The following is an 18348-nucleotide window of genomic DNA, read 5'->3' on the forward strand; positions in this document are numbered from 1 at the left end:
GGAGAAGTGGCGGTCCTGCCGTCCGGCCGCACCGCGCCGATTCCTGGAGGGCTTCTCTGATGTGCGGCATCGTCGGCCTGTTCAGCCCCGGCTTCCGCGCCCTGCCCGAGGGCGCGGACCTGCGGCGCATGGCCGATGCGCTGCGCCACCGCGGCCCGGACGGCGCCGGCTACCACGAGGAGCCCGGGCTCGGGCTCGGCCACCGGCGGCTGGCGATCGTCGACCTCGGCGGCGGCGCCCAGCCGATGGCGACCCCCGACGGCGGGGTGGTCATCTCCTTTAACGGCGAGATCTACAACCACCTGGCCCTCCGGCGGGAGCTGGAGGCGGCCGGCCACCGCTTCCGCACGCATTCCGACACGGAGGCCATCCTCCACGCCTGGACGCAGTGGGGCACGGGCTGCCTGGAGCGGCTGAACGGCATGTTCGCCTTCGCCCTCTGGGACCGGGCGCAGGGCAAGCTGCTGCTCGCGCGCGACCGGCTGGGCGAGAAGCCGCTTCTCTACCTGCGGCGGCCCGCGGGCGGGATCGCCTTCTCCTCGGAGCTCGGCGCGCTGCTCGCCCTGCCCGACGTGCGGCGGCGGCTCGACCCGGCGGCGGTGGAGGACTTCCTCGCCCTCGGCTACGTGCCCGACCCCCACTGCATCTACCAGGACATCCTGAAGCTGCCGGCCGCGCATTTCCTGCTGCTGAGCCAGGACGCCCCGCCCTCCGCCCCGCCGCCCCCACCCCAGGCCTACTGGCGCCCGCCGACCGCCGCCTCGGCGGCGCCGGCCGACGCGGTGGGTGACCTCGCGGGCCGGCTGCGGGCGAGCGTGCGGGACCGGCTGATGTCGGACGTGCCGCTCGGGGCCTTCCTCTCCGGCGGCGTCGATTCCGGCACCGTGGTCGCCATGGCGGCGGAGGCCTCGACCACGCCGCTGGCCACCTTCACGATGGGCTTCCCGGGTAGCGCGGACGAGCGGCCGCGGGCGGCGCAGATCGCCGAGGCGCACGGCACCCGCCACCACGCGGAGGTCGGCAGCGCCGACTATCTCGCCGCCGCGCGCCGCCAGGCCGCGATCTTCGGCGAGCCCTTCGGCGACCACTCCGCCGTGCCGACCCTCGCGGTCTGCGCCATGGCCCGCAAGCACGTGACCGTCGCGCTGTCGGGCGACGGCGGCGACGAGGTCTTCGCGGGCTACCGGCGCTACCGCTTCCACACCCTGGCCGAGGCCGCGCGGCGGCTCCTGCCGGCCTCGCTCCGCCGGAGCGCCGTCGCGGGGCTCGCCCGCGCCTACCCGACCTTGGCACGCGCCCCGCGCTGGCTGCGCGCCAAGAGCACGCTGACGGAGCTGAGCCTCGACAGCGCGGCGGGCTACTACCGCACGGTCTGCAAGCTGCAGGACGAGCGGCGCCGCGCCCTGTTCTCCCCGGGCCTGCGGTCGGCGCTGGCCGGGCACGACCCCTCGGACCGCTTCGTGTCGCTCATGGCCGAGTGCGACCCGGACGAGCCGCTGCTGCAGGCGCAGTACGCAGACCTCCACACCTACCTGCCCGGCGACATCCTGACGAAGGTGGACCGCACGAGCATGGCCGTCTCGCTCGAGGTGCGGCCGCCGCTGCTCGACCCGGACCTCGTCGGCTTCGGCCTCGCCCTGCCCGCCTCGCTCAAGCTGCGCGGCGGGGTCGGCAAGCAGCTCCTGCGGGAGGTGGCCGCGCCGCTGCTGCCGCCGGCGGTGCTCTCCGCCCCGAAGCAGGGCTTCGCGGACCGCATCGGCGACCAGTTCCGCAGCCGGGCCGCCGAGCTGCGCGCCCGCTTCGCCGGCGAGGCGATGATGGATTCCGGCCTCTTCGACGGCGCCCGGCTCACGGCGCTCGTGGACGAGCACGAGACGGGGGGGGCCGATCACTCCCAGGCGCTGTGGCAGCTCCTCGTCTTCGAGGGGTTCCTGGCCGGCGAGGCGCCCGATCTCGGCGGCCTAGCGCGGGAGCGGGACGTGGTCCAGGCATGAGCGAGGCGGCGCCGATCCATCGCGCGCGATGCTGCCGCCGCGCCGTCGTCCCGGCCGGTGGCGGGCGGGCGGGGCAGCCCCGGCCGTGGGCGGCGTGATGGATTCCGTTCCGCAGAGGCCGCTCGCCGATTTCGGCAGACGGCAGGCCAGCACGCAGGACAGCGCGCCCTGGAGCGTCGCGATCTTCGCGCGCGACGAGGCGGACTCGCTCGGCCGCTGCTTCGAGGCGCTGTCGGTGGCCCTGGCAGGCGCGCGGGCGGAGGTGACCCTCGTGCTGAACGGCTCGAGCGACGGCTCGGAGGGGGTCGCGCCGGGGCTGATGCGCTCGGCCGGCCTCCAGGGGCGGGTCTGGTCCATCCGGCACGCCGACAAGTCCAACGCGATCAACCAGTATCTCCACCGGCTGCGGCCACCGGCGGAGATGCACGTCTTCCTCGACGCCTACGCCGCCGTGAAGCCCGACGCGCTGCGCCGCCTCGCGGCCCGGCTGGCGGCGGAGCCCCTGGCGCGCGCCGTCGCAGCGGTGCCGAGCTCGGGCCGCAGCGCCGCCGCCCTTCGCGCGGAGATGCTGCAATTCCCGGGGCTTCACGGCTCCCTCTTCGCGCTGCGTGGCAGCTTCGTGGAGCGCATCGTGGCGGCCGGGCTGCGGCTGCCGGTGGGGCTCTACCGCGGCGACGGGCTGATCGGCTCCTTCGCCATGCACGACCTCGACCCCGTGAGCAGCCCCTGGCGCCCGCCGCATATCGCGGTGGAGGGGGAGGCGTCCTGGATTCTCCGCCCGCTGCGCCCCTGGCACCCCGCGGATCTGCGCCGGCACTGGCGGCGCCTCATCCAGCAGGGGCGCGGGCGCCTGGAATCAGCGGCGATCCGGGCGACGATCTACCCGGGCAAGCTCGGGCGGGGCGGCTTCGACTCCATCCCGGGAAGCGCGGACCAGCTCATCCTGAACTTCCTGGCCGTCACGCCCGAGGCCGTGCCCGACCCGTTGCGTGACCCCTTTGGGGCGATCGTCCTCCGGCGCATCCGCCGGGCGGTCCCGCCGGCCGCCGAGGCGCTGGAGCCCCACCTCGTCGCGACGGTGCGGCCTTGAGCGCGGGGCTGTTCCTAGGCGGGCCGGACAGCGCTGGCCGCCCGGCGGGCGCGGGCGGCCAGGCCGAGCAGGGAGCGCGGCCGCGCCGCCTCGGCCCAGGCGAGGGTTTCCACGCCGGTCGCGAGGCTCCGCTTGTAGCGGTCGTCGCCCGCCAGGAAGTCGTAGGTGCGGTCCCCGGCCGCGCGGGCCCGCTCGATGGCGAGGTGGTGGCTGGTCAGCCCCGGCTTCGCGTAGGGGTCGGGCACCGCGTAGTCGAAGCCGCTCTGGTAGGCGCAGACATGGCCGCCGCGGCGGAAGTTGTAGAGGTAGCCGATGACGCGGCCGCCGGCGGTGGCGCGCAGCAGGTCCACCTCGTCGCGCGGCACGCCGCGGGCGACGAGCGCCTGGTGGAAGCGGACCATGAAGGGGCTGGCGAAGGCGCCCGGCCGGCCCCGCGCGCGCCAAGCGGCGCCGTGCAGGACGATCAGCGCGTCGAGCCATTCCAGCGCCTCGGGCACGCTCCGCGCGCGCTCGATGGCGAGCGCGCCCCCGGCGGCGTAGCGGCGGTTGGAACGGCGGAGCTGCTGCCGGGTGTTGGCGCTCAGCGCCTCGAGGTAGGCGCCCTCGCCGGCCGGCAGGTCGTCGAGCCGCACCCGGGGCGCCGGGCGCTCGTGCAGGCCCGCCAGGACGGACCCGGCCTCCCGCGCGGCCTGGAGGAGGGAGGGTTCCACCCCGCTCAGCCGCAGGCCGGCGATGCCGGGCAGGGCGAGCGCGGCGCGGAGGATCGCCAGCTCCGCCGCCCGCCCCTCGCCGACCGCAAGGAGCGGGCCGTTGTGCTCCACGAAGGGCGAATCGAGCTCCGGGTCGCCGCTCTCGCCGAGGGAGAGGCGGCGGGCCCAGCGGCCCCCGTGCCGGTTGAACAGCGCGAGCCCGACAAGGCGGCCGTCTCGCAAGGCGCGCGCCAGGACGGGATCGGCGAATCGCTCGGCGGCGAGGCAGCCTACCCAGGTCCAGCTCCGGAAGAAGGGCGCGTCGGAGCGGGCCTCGAGCTCCCGCCAGGCGGCCTCCACCCCCGACAGATCGCCCACCGGCGACAGAGTCACCCTGAGTGCAGACCTCGTGCCCGTCCCGTCCATCGCGCCCAACGGAACACGGCGCCGCCGCCGCGGAAAGCGGTGGAGCGGAGAAATCGTCCATGAGCCGTGTTCTCCACGTTCTGAACGACTACCGCCCCGCCCTGACGCCCGAGGGCGAGTTCCTCGAGCGCTGCTCCGCGGCGATGCAGGAGATCGACCCAGAGGTCGTGCATGACCTGCTGGTGATCCGCACGCCCCGGCCCGCGCAGCCCTGGGAGGCGGCGGGCTGCTCCACCCTCGCGCGCGTGGCCTACCTCGCCCGGCGCCCGCGCGGCGCGGCGCTGCAGGGCGCGGCGCTGTCCTGGTGGCTCCTCCGGAACCTTCGGCGCTACGACGCCGTGCACTTCCGGGAGGGCGCGCGCCCGGGCCGCCTGGACCATCTCGTCGCCCGGCTCCTCGGCCGCCGCCTCCTGCTCCCCGCGCCAGGGCCGGCCGGTGCGGCCCTCCCGGCGCTCCCCGCGCCCTGGGGCAACGCCCCGGAGCGTCCCGGCGCCGCCGCCCGGCTGCGGGAGAGGCTGGGCCTCGCGGCGGACGCTCTGGTGCTCCTCCTGCCCGCCGTGCCGGCGCGCCCGGAGGAGGCCCTGTTCCTGGTCGACCAGCTGCCCGCGGTGACGGCGGAGGCCCCGCGCGCGCGCCTGCTCCTGGGGACGCCCGTTGGGGCCGAGGCCTTCCGGGCACGGGCGCGGGAGCTCGGCGTCGAGGGCCATCTGGCCGTCGCGGGCGAGGCGGGCGGGCCGCTTCCGGCGCCGGCGGCCGACATCCTCGTCCTCGCCGAGCGCGTGGAGGAGCCGGGCGGCGCACTGGCCGAGGGCATGGCGCGCGGCCTGCCGGTGGTGGCGCCCCGGGGAACCGTGCTCGTCGCCGACGGCGAGACCGGCAGCCTCTACGACACGCCCGCGGGCTACGCGGCGGCGGTGGTGCGGCTCGCGGCCGACGCCGCGCTGCGCGATCGCCTCGGCAAGGCCGGGCGGGAGCGCGCGCGGCACCTGTCCGGCCTCGGTGGCCTGGCCCGTCGCCAGCTCGAGATGTACCGGGCCGGCGCGCCGGCGCGGCCGGGCGCCGGCCTTCCCGCCCCCGCCCTGCGGCGTCCGGAGGACGGCGAGACCGGGCTCGGGGCGACCGCCTCCGTGCTCGACGAGCGCTTCCACCGGCCCGTCCCCGTCGCCGCCGACGCGCCGCCGCGCGTGCTGACGATGGTGGACGCGGAGGAGGCCTTCGACTGGTCGGAGCCCTTCTCGAGCAGCGCCTCCGACGTCCGCTCCATGGGGCAGCAGCACCTCGCGCAGCGCGTCTTCGCGCGCCACGGCGTGGTGCCGCTCTACCTCGTGGACTACCCGGTCGCGAACCAGGAGGCCGGGCGCGGGCCGCTGCGCGAGTTCCTCCGCGACGGCGCCTGCGAGATCGGGGCGCAGATGCACCCCTGGGTGACCCCGCCCTTCGAGGAGCTGGTCTGCGACCACAACTCCTACGCGGGCAACCTGCCGCCCCGGCTCGAGCTGGAGAAGGCGCGCCGCCTGACCGATCTGCTCGGCGAGGCTTTCGGCGAGCGCCCCCTGATCTACCGCACCGGGCGCTTCGGCGTCGGCCCGCGCACCGCCGACGTGCTGCGCCACCTCGGCTACCTCGCCGACACGAGCGTCATGCCGGGCTGGCAGCCCGACCGGAAGGGCCACTGGGGACACTGGGGGCTGACCCCCCGCCCCTACTGGTGCGACCGCGAGCGGACGCTGATGGAGATCCCCGTCACCGGCGCGCTCGTCGGCCGGCTCGCGCGGCGGCACGGCGCGCGGGTCGCCGGGCTCGCTTTCCACCCCACGGCCCGGCGGATGGGACTGACCGGGACGCTTTCCCATCTCGGCCTGCTGGAGCGCATCCGGCTGAGCCCGGAGGGCATGACGCTCGACGAGGGCAAGCGCCTCGTGCGGACCCTCCTCGCGGACGGGCACCGCACCTTCGTGCTGACCTACCACTCGCCCTCGCTGGCGCCGGGGAACACGCCCTACGTCAGCAGCGAACCGGAGCGGGACCGCTTCCTCGACTGGCTCGACGGCTTCTACAGTTTCTTCCGCGAGGAGGTGGGCGGGCGCCCCGCGTCCTGGCGGGAGGTCCGCGGCCTCTCGCCCGCACCGCCCCGCGCCGGCGAGGCCGCGCGCGCGGCGCTTCGCCACCCGGCCGAGCCGGCGCTGGAACCGCCGTCCCCCGCATGACGCGGCCCGCGACGACGCGCCTTCGACACGCCCCGGCGGCGTGCCCCGCCTGATGGGCCGGGCATGACGCTCCAGGCCGTTCTGACCGCGCTCCTCCTGCCGCCCCTGCTGCTCGTCCTGCTGCAGATGGCCGGGGCGGGGCTCGCCTGGCGGGGCTCGCGGGGCGGGCTGGCCGTCGCCGTCCTGGCGGGCGGCGCGCAGCTCCTGCTCGCCACCCCCTTCGCGGCGGGGATGCTGCTCGCCTCCCTGCCCGTGCCGCCGCCGGTGGCCGGCGCGTCGCCGGGCGCGATCGTGGTCCTGGGCGGCGATGGCGTCCGCACCGGACCGGGCCCGGGGGGCGGCACGGATGTCGGCGCGCTCACGCTCGAGCGGCTGCGCGCGGGGGCCGTCCTGCACCGGGCGACGGGGCTGCCGCTCCTCGTGACCGGCGGGCCGAACTCGCCCGGCGCCGAGCCCCTCGGCACCGTCATGGCGCGGAGCCTCGGGACGGATTTCGGCACCCCCGCGCGCTGGGTCGAGCCGGCCGCGCGGGACACGCGCGACAACGCCGTTCTCAGCGCCGCCCTGCTGCGGCCGGAGGGGATCGGCACCGTCCTCCTGGTCACCCATGCCTGGCACATGGCCCGGGCGGTGGAGGCCTTCCGCCGCGCCGGGCTCGTGCCGCTTCCCGCCCCCGTGCGGCTGGAGCGCGTCCCGGACGGGCAGGCCGGCGACTGGGTGCCGCGCCCGGACCACCTTGCGGCGAGCTGGTTCGCGCTGCGCGAATGGGCCGGGCGGCTCGTCTATGCGATCCGCGACTGACGGGCGGGCGATTCCGTGAACCCTTCCTCTCTCCCGGCGCCGGGCGCCGGTCCCGGCGCGGCCGTGCTGGAGGCGCTGCCGCCCGGCGCCCCGCTCCCGCCCTGGTGCGACCGTCACCTGCCGCCCGCGCGGCGCGACGCGCTCGGCGGCCGCGCCTGGTACGACACGACCCTTACCGCGGGCCTGCCGCCGGGCGCGGCGCCGGTGCTGGCCCTGGGGGCCGGGGGCGCGGTGCTGATGCCGCTGATGCGCCAGGGCGGCGCGCTCCGGAGCCTCACCACGCCCTACTCGCTGGGCTGGCGACCCCTCGCGGCGGGGGAGCACGACCCCGCCGCGATGCACGCCGCCGGGGAGGAGCTCGGGCGGGCGCTGCGCGGCGGGCCGCCCGCGGTGCTGGACTGCCTGCCGGCCGAGGAGGGCTGGCTCGCGGCGCTCACCGCGGGGCTTCGCGCCGCGGGGCTCGTGCCGCTCGCGTTCGATCACTTCGGCAACTGGCACGAGCCGGTGACGCCCGAGGACGGCTGGGACGGCTACCTGTCGGACCGGGCCTCCGCCCTGCAGTCGACCATCCGCCGCAAGACACCGCGCTGCCTCCGGCGCGCCCGCTTCGAGTGGATCGACCGGCCGGGCGCGCGGCTGGAGGCCGGCATCGCCGCCTACGAGTCCGTGCGGGCGCGGAGCTGGAAGCCGCACGAGCCCTCGCCCGGCTTCGACGGCGCGCTCATGCGGGCGCTCGCGGCCGAGGGCGCGCTCCGGCTCGGCGTGCTGCGGCCGCGGGACGGCGAGGCGGCGATGGCCGCCCAGTACTGGGTGGTCTCCGGCGGCCGCGCCGTGGTGCTGAAGCTGGCGCATGACGAGGCCCAGCGCGATCTCTCGCCGGGCACGGTGCTGACCGCGCTGATGATGGCCGGTATCCTCGACGGCGACGACGCGGTGCACGAGGTCGATTTCGGCCGCGGGGACGACCCCTACAAGCGGCTCTGGGCCGGGCGCCGGCGGCAGCGGCTGGGCCTGGTGATCGCCGATCCCCGCCACCCCGCGGGGCTGCTGGCGATCGGCCGGCAGGCGGCGGGGCGGGCTCGGCGGCTCGGCAGGCAATGGTGGGAGGCGCGGCCCTGGGGCCGTCGAGGCGCATGATGAGAATTCTGTACAGCCACCGGATCGGGTCGCGCGACGGCCAGGGCGTCCACCTCGAGGAGATGGTCGCGGCCATGCGCGCGGAGGGCCACGAGGTGCGCCTCGTCGGCCCCTCCTTCTACGGCCAGGGCGGCTGGGGCGGGGAGAGCCGCGCCGTGGGGCTCGCCCGCCGCCTGCTGCCGGGCTGGGCGGCGGAGGGGGCGGAGCTCGCCTACAACATCCCCGCCTACCGCCAGCTCGCCCGGGCCGCGGCCGAGTTCCGGCCGGACGTCATCTACGAGCGCGCGAACCTCTACTTCCTGGCGGGCGCCATGCTCGCGCGGCGCCTCCGCCTGCCCTACCTGCTCGAGGTGAACGCGCCGCTGGCCGACGAGCGCGCGCGGCACGGCAACCTCCGCCTCGCCCGCCTCGCCGCCGCCGCCGAGCGCCACACCTGGCGCGCCGCCGACCGCGTGCTGCCGGTGACGGAGGTGCTGGCCGACCGCATCGCCCGGGAGGGCGTGCCGCGGGAGCGGATCACCGTCATCCCCAACGGCATCCAGCTCGCCCACTACCCCGAGCCCGCGCCGCGGCCGGAGGGCGGGCCGCTCACCCTCGGCTTCGTCGGCTTCATCCGGGAGTGGCACGGGATGGACAAGGTGGTCGCCGCGCTCGCGACCTGGAGGGGCGAGCAGGCGCTGCGTCTCCGCGTCGTCGGCGACGGCCCGGCGCGGCCGGGGCTCGAGGCGCAGGCGGCGTCGCTCGGCATTGCCGACCGCGTCGTCTTCGACGGCGTGGTGGACCACGAGGCGATCCCCGGCCTCGTGGCCGGCTTCGACATCGCGCTCCAGCCCGCGGCGGTGCCGTATGCCTCCCCGCTGAAGGTCTTCGAGTACATGGCGGCCGGCCGCGCGATCGTGGCGCCCGACCAGCCCAACCTCCGCGAGGTGCTGGAGGACGGGCGGACCGCCCTTCTCTTCGACCCCGCGCGGGAGGGCAGCCTGTGGGAGGCCATCGCGCGCTTGGCCGCCGATCCCGCGCTGCGCGCGCGCCTCGGCGCCGCGGCGCGGGCGGAGGTGCTGCGGCGCGACCTCACCTGGACCGGCAACGCGCGGCGCGTGGCGGCGCTGGCGGAGGAATTGCGCGCGAAGGGCACGGGCGCGGCCGGCCGCTTCGCCCCGGCCTCCGCGGCGTGAGCGGGACCGCCGCGCCGCCGGACGCGCCGCTGCTGCTGCACGTCTTCCCGACCTTCGCGGTCGGCGGCGCCCAGGTGCGCTTCTGCGCGGTCGCGAACCGCTTCGGCCCGCGCTGGCGCCACGCGGTCGTCTCGCTGGACGGCCACGCGGACTGCGCGGCCCGCCTCGCGCCCGAGGTGCCGCTGGAGCTGGTTCCCTCGCCGGCCGCCAAGGGATCGGGGCTGAAGGGGATCGCGCAGATCGCGGCGCTGCTCCGCCGGCTGCGGCCCGCGACCCTGGTGACGAGCAACTGGGGCAGCATGGACTGGGTGATGGCCGGCCTGCTGGTGCCGGGCCTTCGCCACGTCCACACCGAGGACGGCTTCGGCCCCGAGGAGAGCACCGGGCAGAAGCCGCGCCGCGTCATCGCGCGGCGCGTCCTGCTGCGGCGGAGCACCGTGGTGCTGCCCTCCGAGACCCTGCTGCGCTCGGCCACCGACCTCTGGCGCCTGCCGCCCGCGCGCCTGCACCACATCCCCAACGGGCTCGACATCGGGCGCTTCCGGCCGGACGGCCCCGCCGCGCTGCCGCCGGCGCCGGGCGAGGGGCCGCTCGTCGGCACGGTCGCGGCGCTGCGGGCGGAGAAGAACATCGCGCTGCTGATCCGCGCCGCCGCCGTGCTCCTCCGCGAGGGCACGCTGCTCCGCCTCGCGGTCATCGGCGACGGCGAGGAGCGCGCCTCGCTCGAGGCGCTCGCGCGGGAGCTCGGCATCGAAGGCTCGGTCCTCTTCGCGGGCGCGATCCCGGACCCGGCCTCGGCCTACCGGGCGCTCGACGTCTTCGCCCTCTCCTCCACGACGGAGCAGATGCCCTTCTCGATCCTCGAGGCGATGGCCACGGGCCTGCCGGTCGCCTCGACCGACGTGGGCGATGTCGGCGTGATGCTCGCGCCCGAGAACCGGCCGCACCTCGTCGCCGCCACGGGGACGCCGGAGGGCATGGCCGCGGCGCTCCGGCCGCTGCTGCTCGACGCCGCGCTGCGCGACCGCCTGGGCCGCGCCAACCGGGCGCGGGCCGAGGCGCGCTACGACCAGGAGACGATGTTCCAGGCCTACGCGGCCCTCTTCGACCCCCGCTGACCCCGCGCCCGCCCGAAGCCCCTGGCGGCGCGGGCGCGATGGATTAAACAGGGGGGCTTCGAGCCATCCCGGCCGGCGCCCGCGCCGCCGGGCGGCCCCGCAGCACAGGCGCGCCGTGACCAGCTTCCGCTTCCTCCACGCCGCCGACCTTCACCTCGACAGCCCGCTCCGCGGCCTCGCCGGCGACGCGCCCGCGGACCGCATCCGGCGCGCGACGCGGGACGCGCTCGACAACCTCGTCGACCTCGCCATCGCCGAGGCCGTGGATTTCGTCGTCGTCGCCGGCGACCTCTACGACGGCGACTGGCCGGACTTCCGGACGGGCCAGGTGCTCGTCGCGGGTTTCGCGCGGCTGACGCGCGCGGGGATCCGGGTCGTCGCCATCCGCGGCAACCACGACGCGGAGAGCGTCCTCACCCGCAGCCTCCGCCTGCCGGACGGCGCGACCCTCCTGCGCGCGGACCGGCCGGACACGGTGGAGTGGCCGGAGCTCGCGGTCGTCCTCCACGGCCAGAGCTTCGAGACGCGGGACGTGCAGAGCAACCTCGCCCAGGCCTATCCCGCGCCGCTCGCCAACCGCTTCAACATCGGCCTTCTCCACACCGCCGCGACCGGCCGCCCCGGCCACGCCGCCTACGCGCCCTGCACGGTCGAGCAGCTGGCCGCGCACGGCTACGACTACTGGGCGCTCGGCCACATCCACACGCGGGAGGAGGTGCTGCGGGACCCCTGGATCGTCTTCCCGGGCAACCTCCAGGGCCGCCACGTCAACGAGCCCGGCGCGAAGGGCGCGAGCCTCGTCACCGTGCGCCACGGCCGGGTCGCGGGGGTGGAGCACCGGGCGCTTGACGTCGTGCGCTGGCACGCGCTGGCGGTGGACTGCGCGGGCGCCGCGGACGAGGAGGCGGTGCTCGAGCGCTGCCGCCGGGCGATCGGCACGGCCGTGGACGGGGCGGAGGGGCGGTTCCTCGCGCTCCGCCTCCGCCTCGACGGCCCCTGCCCCGCCCATGCCGCCCTCGCGCGCGACCCGGCCGCGCTCCGCCAGAAGCTGATCGCCGCCGGGCTGGAGGTCGCGGAGGCCGGGGCCTTCTGGATCGAGGAGGTGCGGGTCGCCACGCGCGCCATGCTCGACCTCGGCGTGCTGCGGGCGCGCGACGACGTGGTGGGCCGGCTGGTAGGCGCGATCGAGGCCCTGGCGGAGAGCCCGGACGCCGCCCCCGCCGCCGCGGCCCAGGCCTACGCGAGCGCGATGCTCGACCGCGGCGCGGGCCGGCTCCGCCAGGCGCTGGGACCCGACCACCCCGCCGTCCTCGCCGCCGAGGGGCGGCTGCCGCCCGAGCTGCTCCAGCGGGCACGCGACCTGCTGCTGGCCCGGCTGGCGGGGGGCTGAGGGACCTGCCTTGCGCCTGACCGGCCTCACCCTGAGGCGCTACGGCAGCTTCGCCGAGACGCGCCTCGCCTTCGACCCCGCGCCCGGGCGGATCAACCTCGTCCTCGCGCCGAACGGGGCCGGGAAGTCCGTGCTGCGCCAGGCCCTCGGGGAGCTGCTCTTCGGGATCGGCGGGCAGACGCCGATGGGGTTCCGCCACGGCTACGCGGGGATGCAGCTCTCGGCCGAGGGCCTGGCGGCGGACGGGACGCCCTTCGCCTTCACCCGGCGCAAGGGGCTGAAGAACACCCTCGTCGGCCCGGACGAGGCGCCGCTCGACGCCGCCTGGATGGAGCAGCTGACGGGGCGGGCGGACGGGCGGCTGCTCGTCCAGCTCTTCGCCCTCGATACCGAGCGCCTGCGCCAGGGTGGGCGCGACCTGCTGAGCTCCGGTGGGGCGCTGGCCGACGCGCTGCTGGCCGCGGCGGGCGGGCTGCGGGAGGCGACGGCGCTCCGCCGCAGCCTCGAGGAGGAGCGCGACCGGCTCGCGCCCACGCGCAAGACCGCCCAGCGCCCCTTTTACCTCGCGCTCGAGCGCTGGTCGGAGAGCCGGCGGCAGCTCAACGCGAGCCTCGTCCGCCCGCAGCAATGGGACGAGCAGGAGCGCGCCCTGCGGGACGCCGTGGCCCGGCGCGAGGCCGCCAACGCCGCGGCGCGCGAGGCCGGGGAGCGGCTGCGGCGGCTGGAGCGGACCCGCCGGGTGCGCCCCCTCCTCGCCCGGCACGCGGCGGCCGCGCGGTGGCTCGCGGAGAACCCGGGCGCGCCGCGGCTTCCCGCGGGCCTGACCGGGCGCCTGCCGGAGGCGCGCGGCGCCGTCGCGCGGGCGGCCCACGCGCGGGAGACGGCGCGCGGCTTCCTGGATCGCCTCGACGCCGACATCGCGGCCATCGCGACCGACGACGCGCTCCTCGCCCGGGGGGAGGAGCTGGCGGCGCTAGTCGCGGACACCGCGGCCGCGGCCAGGGCGCGGGACGGGCTTCCCGAAGCCGGGCGCGCGCTCGCCGCGGCGCGGGTGCGGGTGGCCGAGGGGGTGGCGGCGCTCGGCGGCGGCGAGGCCGACCCGGCCGGGCTGGTGCCGCCGGCGGCGCTGGTCGCCGAGATCCGGCAGCTCGCGGCCGAGCAGGCGGCCCGGCTCTCCGCCTCGGCCAGCCTGCCGCGGCGGGAGGCGGAGGGGGCCGCGCGGCTGGCGGAGGCGGAGCGGGCCCTCGCCGCCCTCCCGCCCGCCGGCGACTCCGAGCGGATCGAGGCGCTTCTCCGCGACCTACGGCGAGACGGCGACCCGCTCGCCCGCCTGGCCGCGGCCCGGCGCGGGCTTGCCGAGGCCGAGGCGCGGCTCGCCGGCGCCCTCGCGCGCCTGGCGGCCGGGCCCGACCCCGCCGCCCCGCCGCTCCCCGCACTGGAGCGCCTCTCGGCCGCGCTCGAGGAGGCGCGGTCCGCGCTGGCCCGGCGGCGGGAGGCGCTCGGCCGCGCGGAGGCCGCGCTGGCGGCCCTGCGGGAGGAGCGGGCGGCGCTGGAGGCCGGCGGCGCGCCGCCCACGCGCGACGCCCTGGCCGCTGCCCGGGCGCGGCGGGAGGAGGGCTGGGCACTGGTCTTCCGTCGCCTCGGCGGCGAGGCCCTGCCCGTGCTGGAGCGCGCCTTTGCGGGCGACCGCCCGATCGCCCTCGCCTATGCCGGGGCCGTCGCCGAGGCCGACCGCCTCGCCGACGCGCGCCTGGCCGACGCCGAGCGCGCCGCGCGGGCCGAGGCGCTGCTGCGGGCGCTGGCGGAGGAGGAGGCGGCGCTAGCGGAGGCCCGCGCCGCCGCGGAGGGGGCAGAGGCCGGCTGGGAGGAGGCCCGCTCGGCCTGGCGCGACGCGGTGCGGCCGCTGGGCCTCGACGCCGGCGCGACGCTCGCGGAGGCGAGGCAGGCCGTCGCCGCGCGGGACGAGGCGCTGGCCGCGCGCGAGGCTCGGTCGCTCCTCGCCGCCGCCCTCGCCGAGCTGGAAGAGCGGGCCGCGGCCGACGCCGCCCGGCTGGCCGACGCGCTGGACCTGGACCCGGCGCTGGCCCTCGCCGCGCTGCTGGACCGCGCCGAGGAGGCGCTCCGCGGGCAGCGGGCGGTGGAGGGGGAGCGGCAGCGCGCCCGGGCGGCGGCCGGCGCCGCGCGCGAGGCCCTCCGCGAGATCGCGGGCGAGCGGGAGGCCGGCCTCGGGGAGCGGGCGCGCTGGGGCGAGGCCTGGGAGGCGGCGCTCGGGCGGCTGGGCGAGGCGCCCGGCCTCCCCCCGGAGGCGGTGGTCGAGCGGCTGGGCCTGCGCGAGGCGCTCGGGGAGGCGCTGCGCGAGGCGCGGCGGATGGAGGCGGCGGTGGAGGACGGCCAGGCCTTGCTGGCGCGCTTCGCGGCCGGTCACGCCGCGCTTGCGGAGGCGCTCGGCCTGCCCGCGGGGGACGACCCGGTCGCCGGGCTCCGGAAGCTGGACCGGCGTTACCGGGCGGATGCGGCGCTTGCCGAGGCCCGCGCCGCCCTGCTCCGCCAGCGCGCGGCGGAGGAGGAGGCGCTGCGCGGGCACGAGGCCGCGCTGGCGGCGGCGGAGGCCGGGCTGCGCGAGGTGGTGGCCGCGGCCGGGGCGGCGTCGGCGGAGGCGGCCGAGGAGCGCCTCGCGCTCGGCGCCGAGCGGGCGCGGCAGGAGGCGCTGCGGGTGGCGGCGGAGGCCGAGCTTTCCGAGGCGGGGGACGGCCTGCCGCTCGCGGCCTTGCGCGACGAGGTCGAGGCCCTGCCGCCCGAGGCGCTCGAGCCCGCCCTCGCCGAGGCGGGGGAGGCGCAGCGCCGCCACGCGGCCGAGGCGCAGGAGGCGGTGGCGGCGGCCACGTCGCTCGAGCTCGACATGCGCCGGATGGCCGGGGACGACCTCGCCGTGCGGGCCGCGGCGGAGGAGGCGTCGGCCGCGGGGATGATCGGGCAGACGCTCGACGACGCCCTGCTCATGCAGGTGGCCGCCGGTCTGCTCGGGGCCGCGCTGGAGGCCGTGCAGGAGGGGACGGACGACGCCCTGCTCCGGCGGATCGGCGCCGCCTTCGCGGGGCTGACGAACGGCGCCTACACGGGGCTCTCCTCGCAGCCGGACGAGCGCGGCACGGCGCGGCTGGTCCTCCGCTCCCGCGACTTCCCGGAGGAGGAGACGACCGTGGAGGGGCTTTCGGAGGGGACGCGGGACGCGCTCTTCCTCGCGCTCCGCCTTGTCGCGATCGAGGACCACGCGGCGGGCGGCACGGTGCTGCCCTTCCTCGGCGACGACATCCTCCAGAGCTTCGACGACGCGCGCGCGGGCGCCGCCTTCCGCGCGCTGCTGGGGCTGAGCGGCACGGCACAGGTGATCCTGCTGAGCCACCACGAGCACCTGCTGGAGGTGCTGCGGGCCAGCCTGCCGGCCGGGGCCCTGCACCTGCAGCGGCTGGAGGCCGCGCCGGCCTGAGGGCCGGCTAGCCGCCCCCCGCCCGGCCGGAGGCGCCGATCCGCCCGGCGCCCACGCGGCGGATGGAGACCTCGAGCCGCGCCTCGGCCTCGCGGATCTCGCGCAGGGCGGCGTGGGTGAAGCCGATATGCCCCGCCGCCGCCGCCTCCGCCGCCGCGGGATCGCGCGCAGCGATGGCGTCGTGGATCGCGCGGTGCTGCCCACGGAGCAGCTCGCGCACCTCCGGGCGGGCGTAGAGCTTCGTGCGGTTGTAGAAGACGCCGGCGCGCAGCATGCCCGACAGCGCCCGCATGACGTGGAGCAGGACGACGTTGTGGGTGGCCTCGTAGATGGCGACGTGCAGGTCGGCGTCGGCCTCGGCCTCCTCCGTCGGGTCCTGCAGCCCGTGGGCGCGGTCGATGCGCGCCATGCAGCGCCCGAGCTCCGCCAAGTCCACCGGGGTGGCGCGCCGCGCGGCCAGGGCGGCGGCCGGCCCCTCGGAGAGGGCGCGGAACTCGAGGTAGTCGTCGGTGGTCTCGAGGCGGGAGGCGAGGAGGGGCAGCAGCGGGTCGGTGATGCTGGTGCCGATGGGCGCGACATGGGTCGCCCCGCCGGCCTCGCCCCGCAGCAGGCCCCTCTCCTCGAGCGCGCGCACCCCGTCCCGCAGGGTCGGCCGGGAGACGCCGAGGCGCTCGGCCATCTCGCGCTCGGGCAGGAGCCGCTCGCCCGGGCGGAGCGAGCCCTCGAGGATGAGCCCCTCGATGTGCCGGGCCACGGCGTCGGCGGCGCGGCCCGGTCGGGTTGTGTCGTTCGGCATGAGCTCCTCGGCTTGGGCGCGGACTCGGGTGCGTAGCCCTGCCGTCGCGGCATGGTTCCTCGTTGCGGCATTGCTGAGAAACCTAATTTTCCAACTTGACCCCCTTGGTCAATTCAAATTACCAGTCTCGCAAGGTTTGAAGAAACCGTGACCGCCCCTTGAAGGCGGCCTGCCCCGGGCGGGGCGACCTTCTGGGGGACCGGACCGGCGCCCAAGCTCCGCCGCCCCGGCTCCCGCCTTCCTCGCCGCGTGCGCGCGGCGAGCCGCGTTCCCGTGCCGTCCCGCCGAACCTCACGAGAGGAGGAAACGTCCCATGGTCTGGTCGCAGATCTACGACCCCATGAACAACATGTGGCTCTCCACCTTGCTGGGGGCGATCCCGATCGTCGTCCTGCTGGGCGGGATCGGGCTGCTGCACATGAGCGCGCATGTCGCGGCCGGGCTCGGCCTGCTGACGGCCGTCGTCGTCGCCATCCTCGGCTTCGGCATGCCGGCCGGCATGGCCGGCGCGACCGCGGTCTACGGCGCGGCCTACGGGCTGATGCCGATCGGCTGGATCATCCTCAACGTCATCTTCCTCTACCGCCTCACCGACGCGACGGGGCAGTTCGACATCCTGCGGGACAGCATCGCGGGGCTGACGAGCGACCGGCGGCTGCAGCTCCTCTTCATCGCCTTCTCCTTCGGCGCCTTCTTCGAGGGCGCGGCCGGCTTCGGCACGCCCGTCGCGGTCACCGGGGCGATGCTGATCGGCCTCGGCTTCGCGCCGCTGGCGGCCTCCGGCCTCTCGCTCATCGCCAACACCGCGCCGGTGGCCTACGGCGCGCTCGGCACGCCGGTCATCGCGCTCGCGGCCGTCACCGGGCTCGACCTGCTGCAGCTCTCCGGCATGATCGGGCGCCAGCTTCCGGTCTTCTCGCTGATCGTGCCCTTCTGGCTCATCGCCGCCTTCGCGGGCTGGCGCGGCATGGTGCAGGTCTGGCCGGCGCTGCTCGTCTCGGGCTTCGCCTTCGCGCTGCCGCAGTACCTCGTCTCCAACTTCCACGGGCCCTGGCTGGTGGACGTGGTCGCGGCCATCTGCTCGATGGCCTGCCTCGCCGGCTTCCTCAAGATCTGGCACCCGAAGGAGCTCTGGCTCTCGGTCAGCCGCGACCGGAGCGACGTCCCGCCCTCCTCGGCGGTGTCGGTCGGCGCCGCCGTGGCGCGCCCCTCCTACACCAGCGGCCAGGTTCTGCGGGCCTGGCTGCCCTGGATCATCCTCTCGGTCTGCGTCTTCGCCTGGGGCGTGCCGCAGGTGAAGGCCTGGCTCGACGGGCTGTGGATCTACCGCCTGCCGGTGCCGGGGCTGCACAACCTCGTGCTGAAGGCGCCGCCGGTCGTGCCCGCGCCGCATCCCGAGCCCGCGGTCTTCGCCTTCAACATCATGTCCATGACCGGCACGAGCATCCTGCTGGCGTCCATCGTCTCGGGCTTCCTGATGGGCTTCTCGCCGCTCGGGCTGATCAAGGAGTACGGGCGCACCTTCTACGCGATCCGCTACTCGCTGATGACCATCGCGGCCATGCTCGCGCTGGGCTTCGTCACGCGCTACTCCGGCACGGACGCGACGCTCGGCATCGCCTTCGCGCAGACCGGCTGGATCTACCCGCTCTTCGGCACGATGCTCGGCTGGCTCGGCGTCGCGCTCACCGGGTCGGACACGGCGTCAAACGTGCTCTTCGGTGGGCTGCAGAAGGTGACGGCGCAGCAGCTCGGCCTCTCGCCGCTGCTGATGGCCGCCTCCAACTCCTCGGGCGGCGTCATGGGCAAGATGATCGACGCGCAGTCCATCGTCGTCGCCTCCACCGCCACCAAGTGGTACGGGCACGAGGGCGACATCCTGCGCTACGTCTTCGTCCACTCGGTCGTGCTGGCGGTCCTGGTGGGGCTGCTCGTGATGCTCCAGGCCTATGTCTGGCCCTTCACCCTCATGGTGTTCTGAGGGCAGCCGGCGCCGCGCGGGCCATCACCCGCGCGGCGCCCTCCGCCATTTGAGAAG

The 18348-nt window shown here is 77.0% G+C and carries 12 protein-coding genes; 10 read left to right on the forward strand and 2 right to left on the reverse strand.

Annotation, left to right across the window (positions count from 1 at the left end; genetic code table 11):
- The first annotated feature begins 59 nt into the window (after positions 1-59).
- Both asnB and EAH89_RS00540 read left to right on the forward strand, forming a co-directional pair.
- Positions 60-1994: an asparagine synthase (glutamine-hydrolyzing) gene (gene asnB / locus EAH89_RS00535; protein ID WP_140880817.1), complete on the forward strand. Its 1935-nt coding sequence runs from the start codon at positions 60-62 to the stop codon at positions 1992-1994.
- 97 nt (positions 1995-2091) lie between these two features.
- A complete protein-coding gene (locus EAH89_RS00540; protein WP_161993441.1) occupies positions 2092-3084 on the forward strand; it encodes a glycosyltransferase family A protein in 993 nt (330 codons plus the stop codon).
- A gap of 14 nt (positions 3085-3098) precedes the next feature.
- On the opposite strand, the gene EAH89_RS00545 is transcribed toward EAH89_RS00540, so the two are convergent.
- Positions 3099-4151, reverse strand: a complete 1053-nt coding sequence (locus tag EAH89_RS00545) for a GNAT family N-acetyltransferase (RefSeq protein ID WP_161993442.1) — start codon at positions 4149-4151, stop codon at positions 3099-3101.
- A gap of 107 nt (positions 4152-4258) precedes the next feature.
- Between EAH89_RS00545 and EAH89_RS00550 the strand changes: the two genes are divergently transcribed.
- The 7 genes from EAH89_RS00550 to EAH89_RS00580 all read left to right on the forward strand — a co-directional run bounded on the left by EAH89_RS00550 (position 4259) and on the right by EAH89_RS00580 (position 15514).
- Complete coding sequence (locus EAH89_RS00550; RefSeq protein WP_140880820.1) at positions 4259-6406, forward strand: glycosyltransferase; 2148 nt, start codon at positions 4259-4261, stop codon at positions 6404-6406.
- A gap of 63 nt (positions 6407-6469) precedes the next feature.
- Positions 6470-7207 (forward strand): YdcF family protein, encoded by a 738-nt coding sequence (locus tag EAH89_RS00555; RefSeq protein WP_140880821.1) that lies wholly within the window; start codon positions 6470-6472, stop codon positions 7205-7207.
- Between the two features lie 15 nt (positions 7208-7222).
- Positions 7223-8344 carry a GNAT family N-acetyltransferase gene (locus EAH89_RS00560; protein WP_140880822.1) on the forward strand — a complete coding sequence of 374 codons (1122 nt, stop codon included), beginning with the start codon at positions 7223-7225 and terminating at the stop codon, positions 8342-8344.
- Positions 8341-9519, forward strand: a complete 1179-nt coding sequence (locus EAH89_RS00565) for a glycosyltransferase family 4 protein (RefSeq protein ID WP_241666780.1) — start codon at positions 8341-8343, stop codon at positions 9517-9519. The genes EAH89_RS00560 and EAH89_RS00565 overlap by 4 nt, the downstream gene beginning before the upstream one ends.
- Complete coding sequence (locus tag EAH89_RS00570) at positions 9516-10637, forward strand: glycosyltransferase family 4 protein (protein ID WP_161993443.1); 1122 nt, start codon at positions 9516-9518, stop codon at positions 10635-10637. The genes EAH89_RS00565 and EAH89_RS00570 overlap by 4 nt, the downstream gene beginning before the upstream one ends.
- A 115-nt stretch (positions 10638-10752) precedes the next feature.
- Entirely contained in the window at positions 10753-12027 is a 1275-nt protein-coding gene (locus EAH89_RS00575; RefSeq protein WP_140880824.1) for a metallophosphoesterase family protein, read from the forward strand.
- A 10-nt stretch (positions 12028-12037) separates the two neighbouring features.
- The gene (locus EAH89_RS00580) at positions 12038-15514 is read left to right on the forward strand and encodes an AAA family ATPase (protein ID WP_140880825.1); all 3477 of its coding nucleotides are present in this window, start codon (positions 12038-12040) and stop codon (positions 15512-15514) included.
- A gap of 7 nt (positions 15515-15521) precedes the next feature.
- Here the strand turns inward: EAH89_RS00580 and EAH89_RS00585 are convergent, their stop codons facing one another.
- Positions 15522-16310, reverse strand: coding sequence for an FCD domain-containing protein (locus EAH89_RS00585; protein ID WP_140880826.1), 789 nt, complete (start codon positions 16308-16310; stop codon positions 15522-15524).
- A 313-nt stretch (positions 16311-16623) separates the two neighbouring features.
- On the opposite strand from EAH89_RS00585, the gene EAH89_RS00590 reads away from it, so the two are divergent.
- Complete coding sequence (locus EAH89_RS00590; protein WP_140880827.1) at positions 16624-18291, forward strand: L-lactate permease; 1668 nt, start codon at positions 16624-16626, stop codon at positions 18289-18291.
- Positions 18292-18348: the final 57 nt, after the last annotated feature.

It is taken from the genome of Muricoccus nepalensis, assembly GCF_006438825.1.
GTDB classification, from domain to species: domain Bacteria; phylum Pseudomonadota; class Alphaproteobacteria; order Acetobacterales; family Acetobacteraceae; genus Roseomonas; species Roseomonas nepalensis.

Excerpts from the sequence above, each read along its gene's own strand:
- asnB (WP_140880817.1), top strand. The coding sequence starts at position 60 with ATGTGCGGCATCGTCGGCCTGTTCAGCCCCGGCTTCCGCGCCCTGCCC.
- EAH89_RS00585 (WP_140880826.1), bottom strand. The coding sequence starts at position 16,310 with ATGCCGAACGACACAACCCGACCGGGCCGCGCCGCCGACGCCGTGGCC.
- EAH89_RS00550 (WP_140880820.1), top strand. The coding sequence starts at position 4,259 with ATGAGCCGTGTTCTCCACGTTCTGAACGACTACCGCCCCGCCCTGACG.
- EAH89_RS00565 (WP_241666780.1), top strand. The coding sequence starts at position 8,341 with ATGATGAGAATTCTGTACAGCCACCGGATCGGGTCGCGCGACGGCCAG.
- EAH89_RS00590 (WP_140880827.1), top strand. The coding sequence starts at position 16,624 with ATGGTCTGGTCGCAGATCTACGACCCCATGAACAACATGTGGCTCTCC.
- EAH89_RS00540 (WP_161993441.1), top strand. The coding sequence starts at position 2,092 with ATGGATTCCGTTCCGCAGAGGCCGCTCGCCGATTTCGGCAGACGGCAG.
- EAH89_RS00555 (WP_140880821.1), top strand. The coding sequence starts at position 6,470 with ATGACGCTCCAGGCCGTTCTGACCGCGCTCCTCCTGCCGCCCCTGCTG.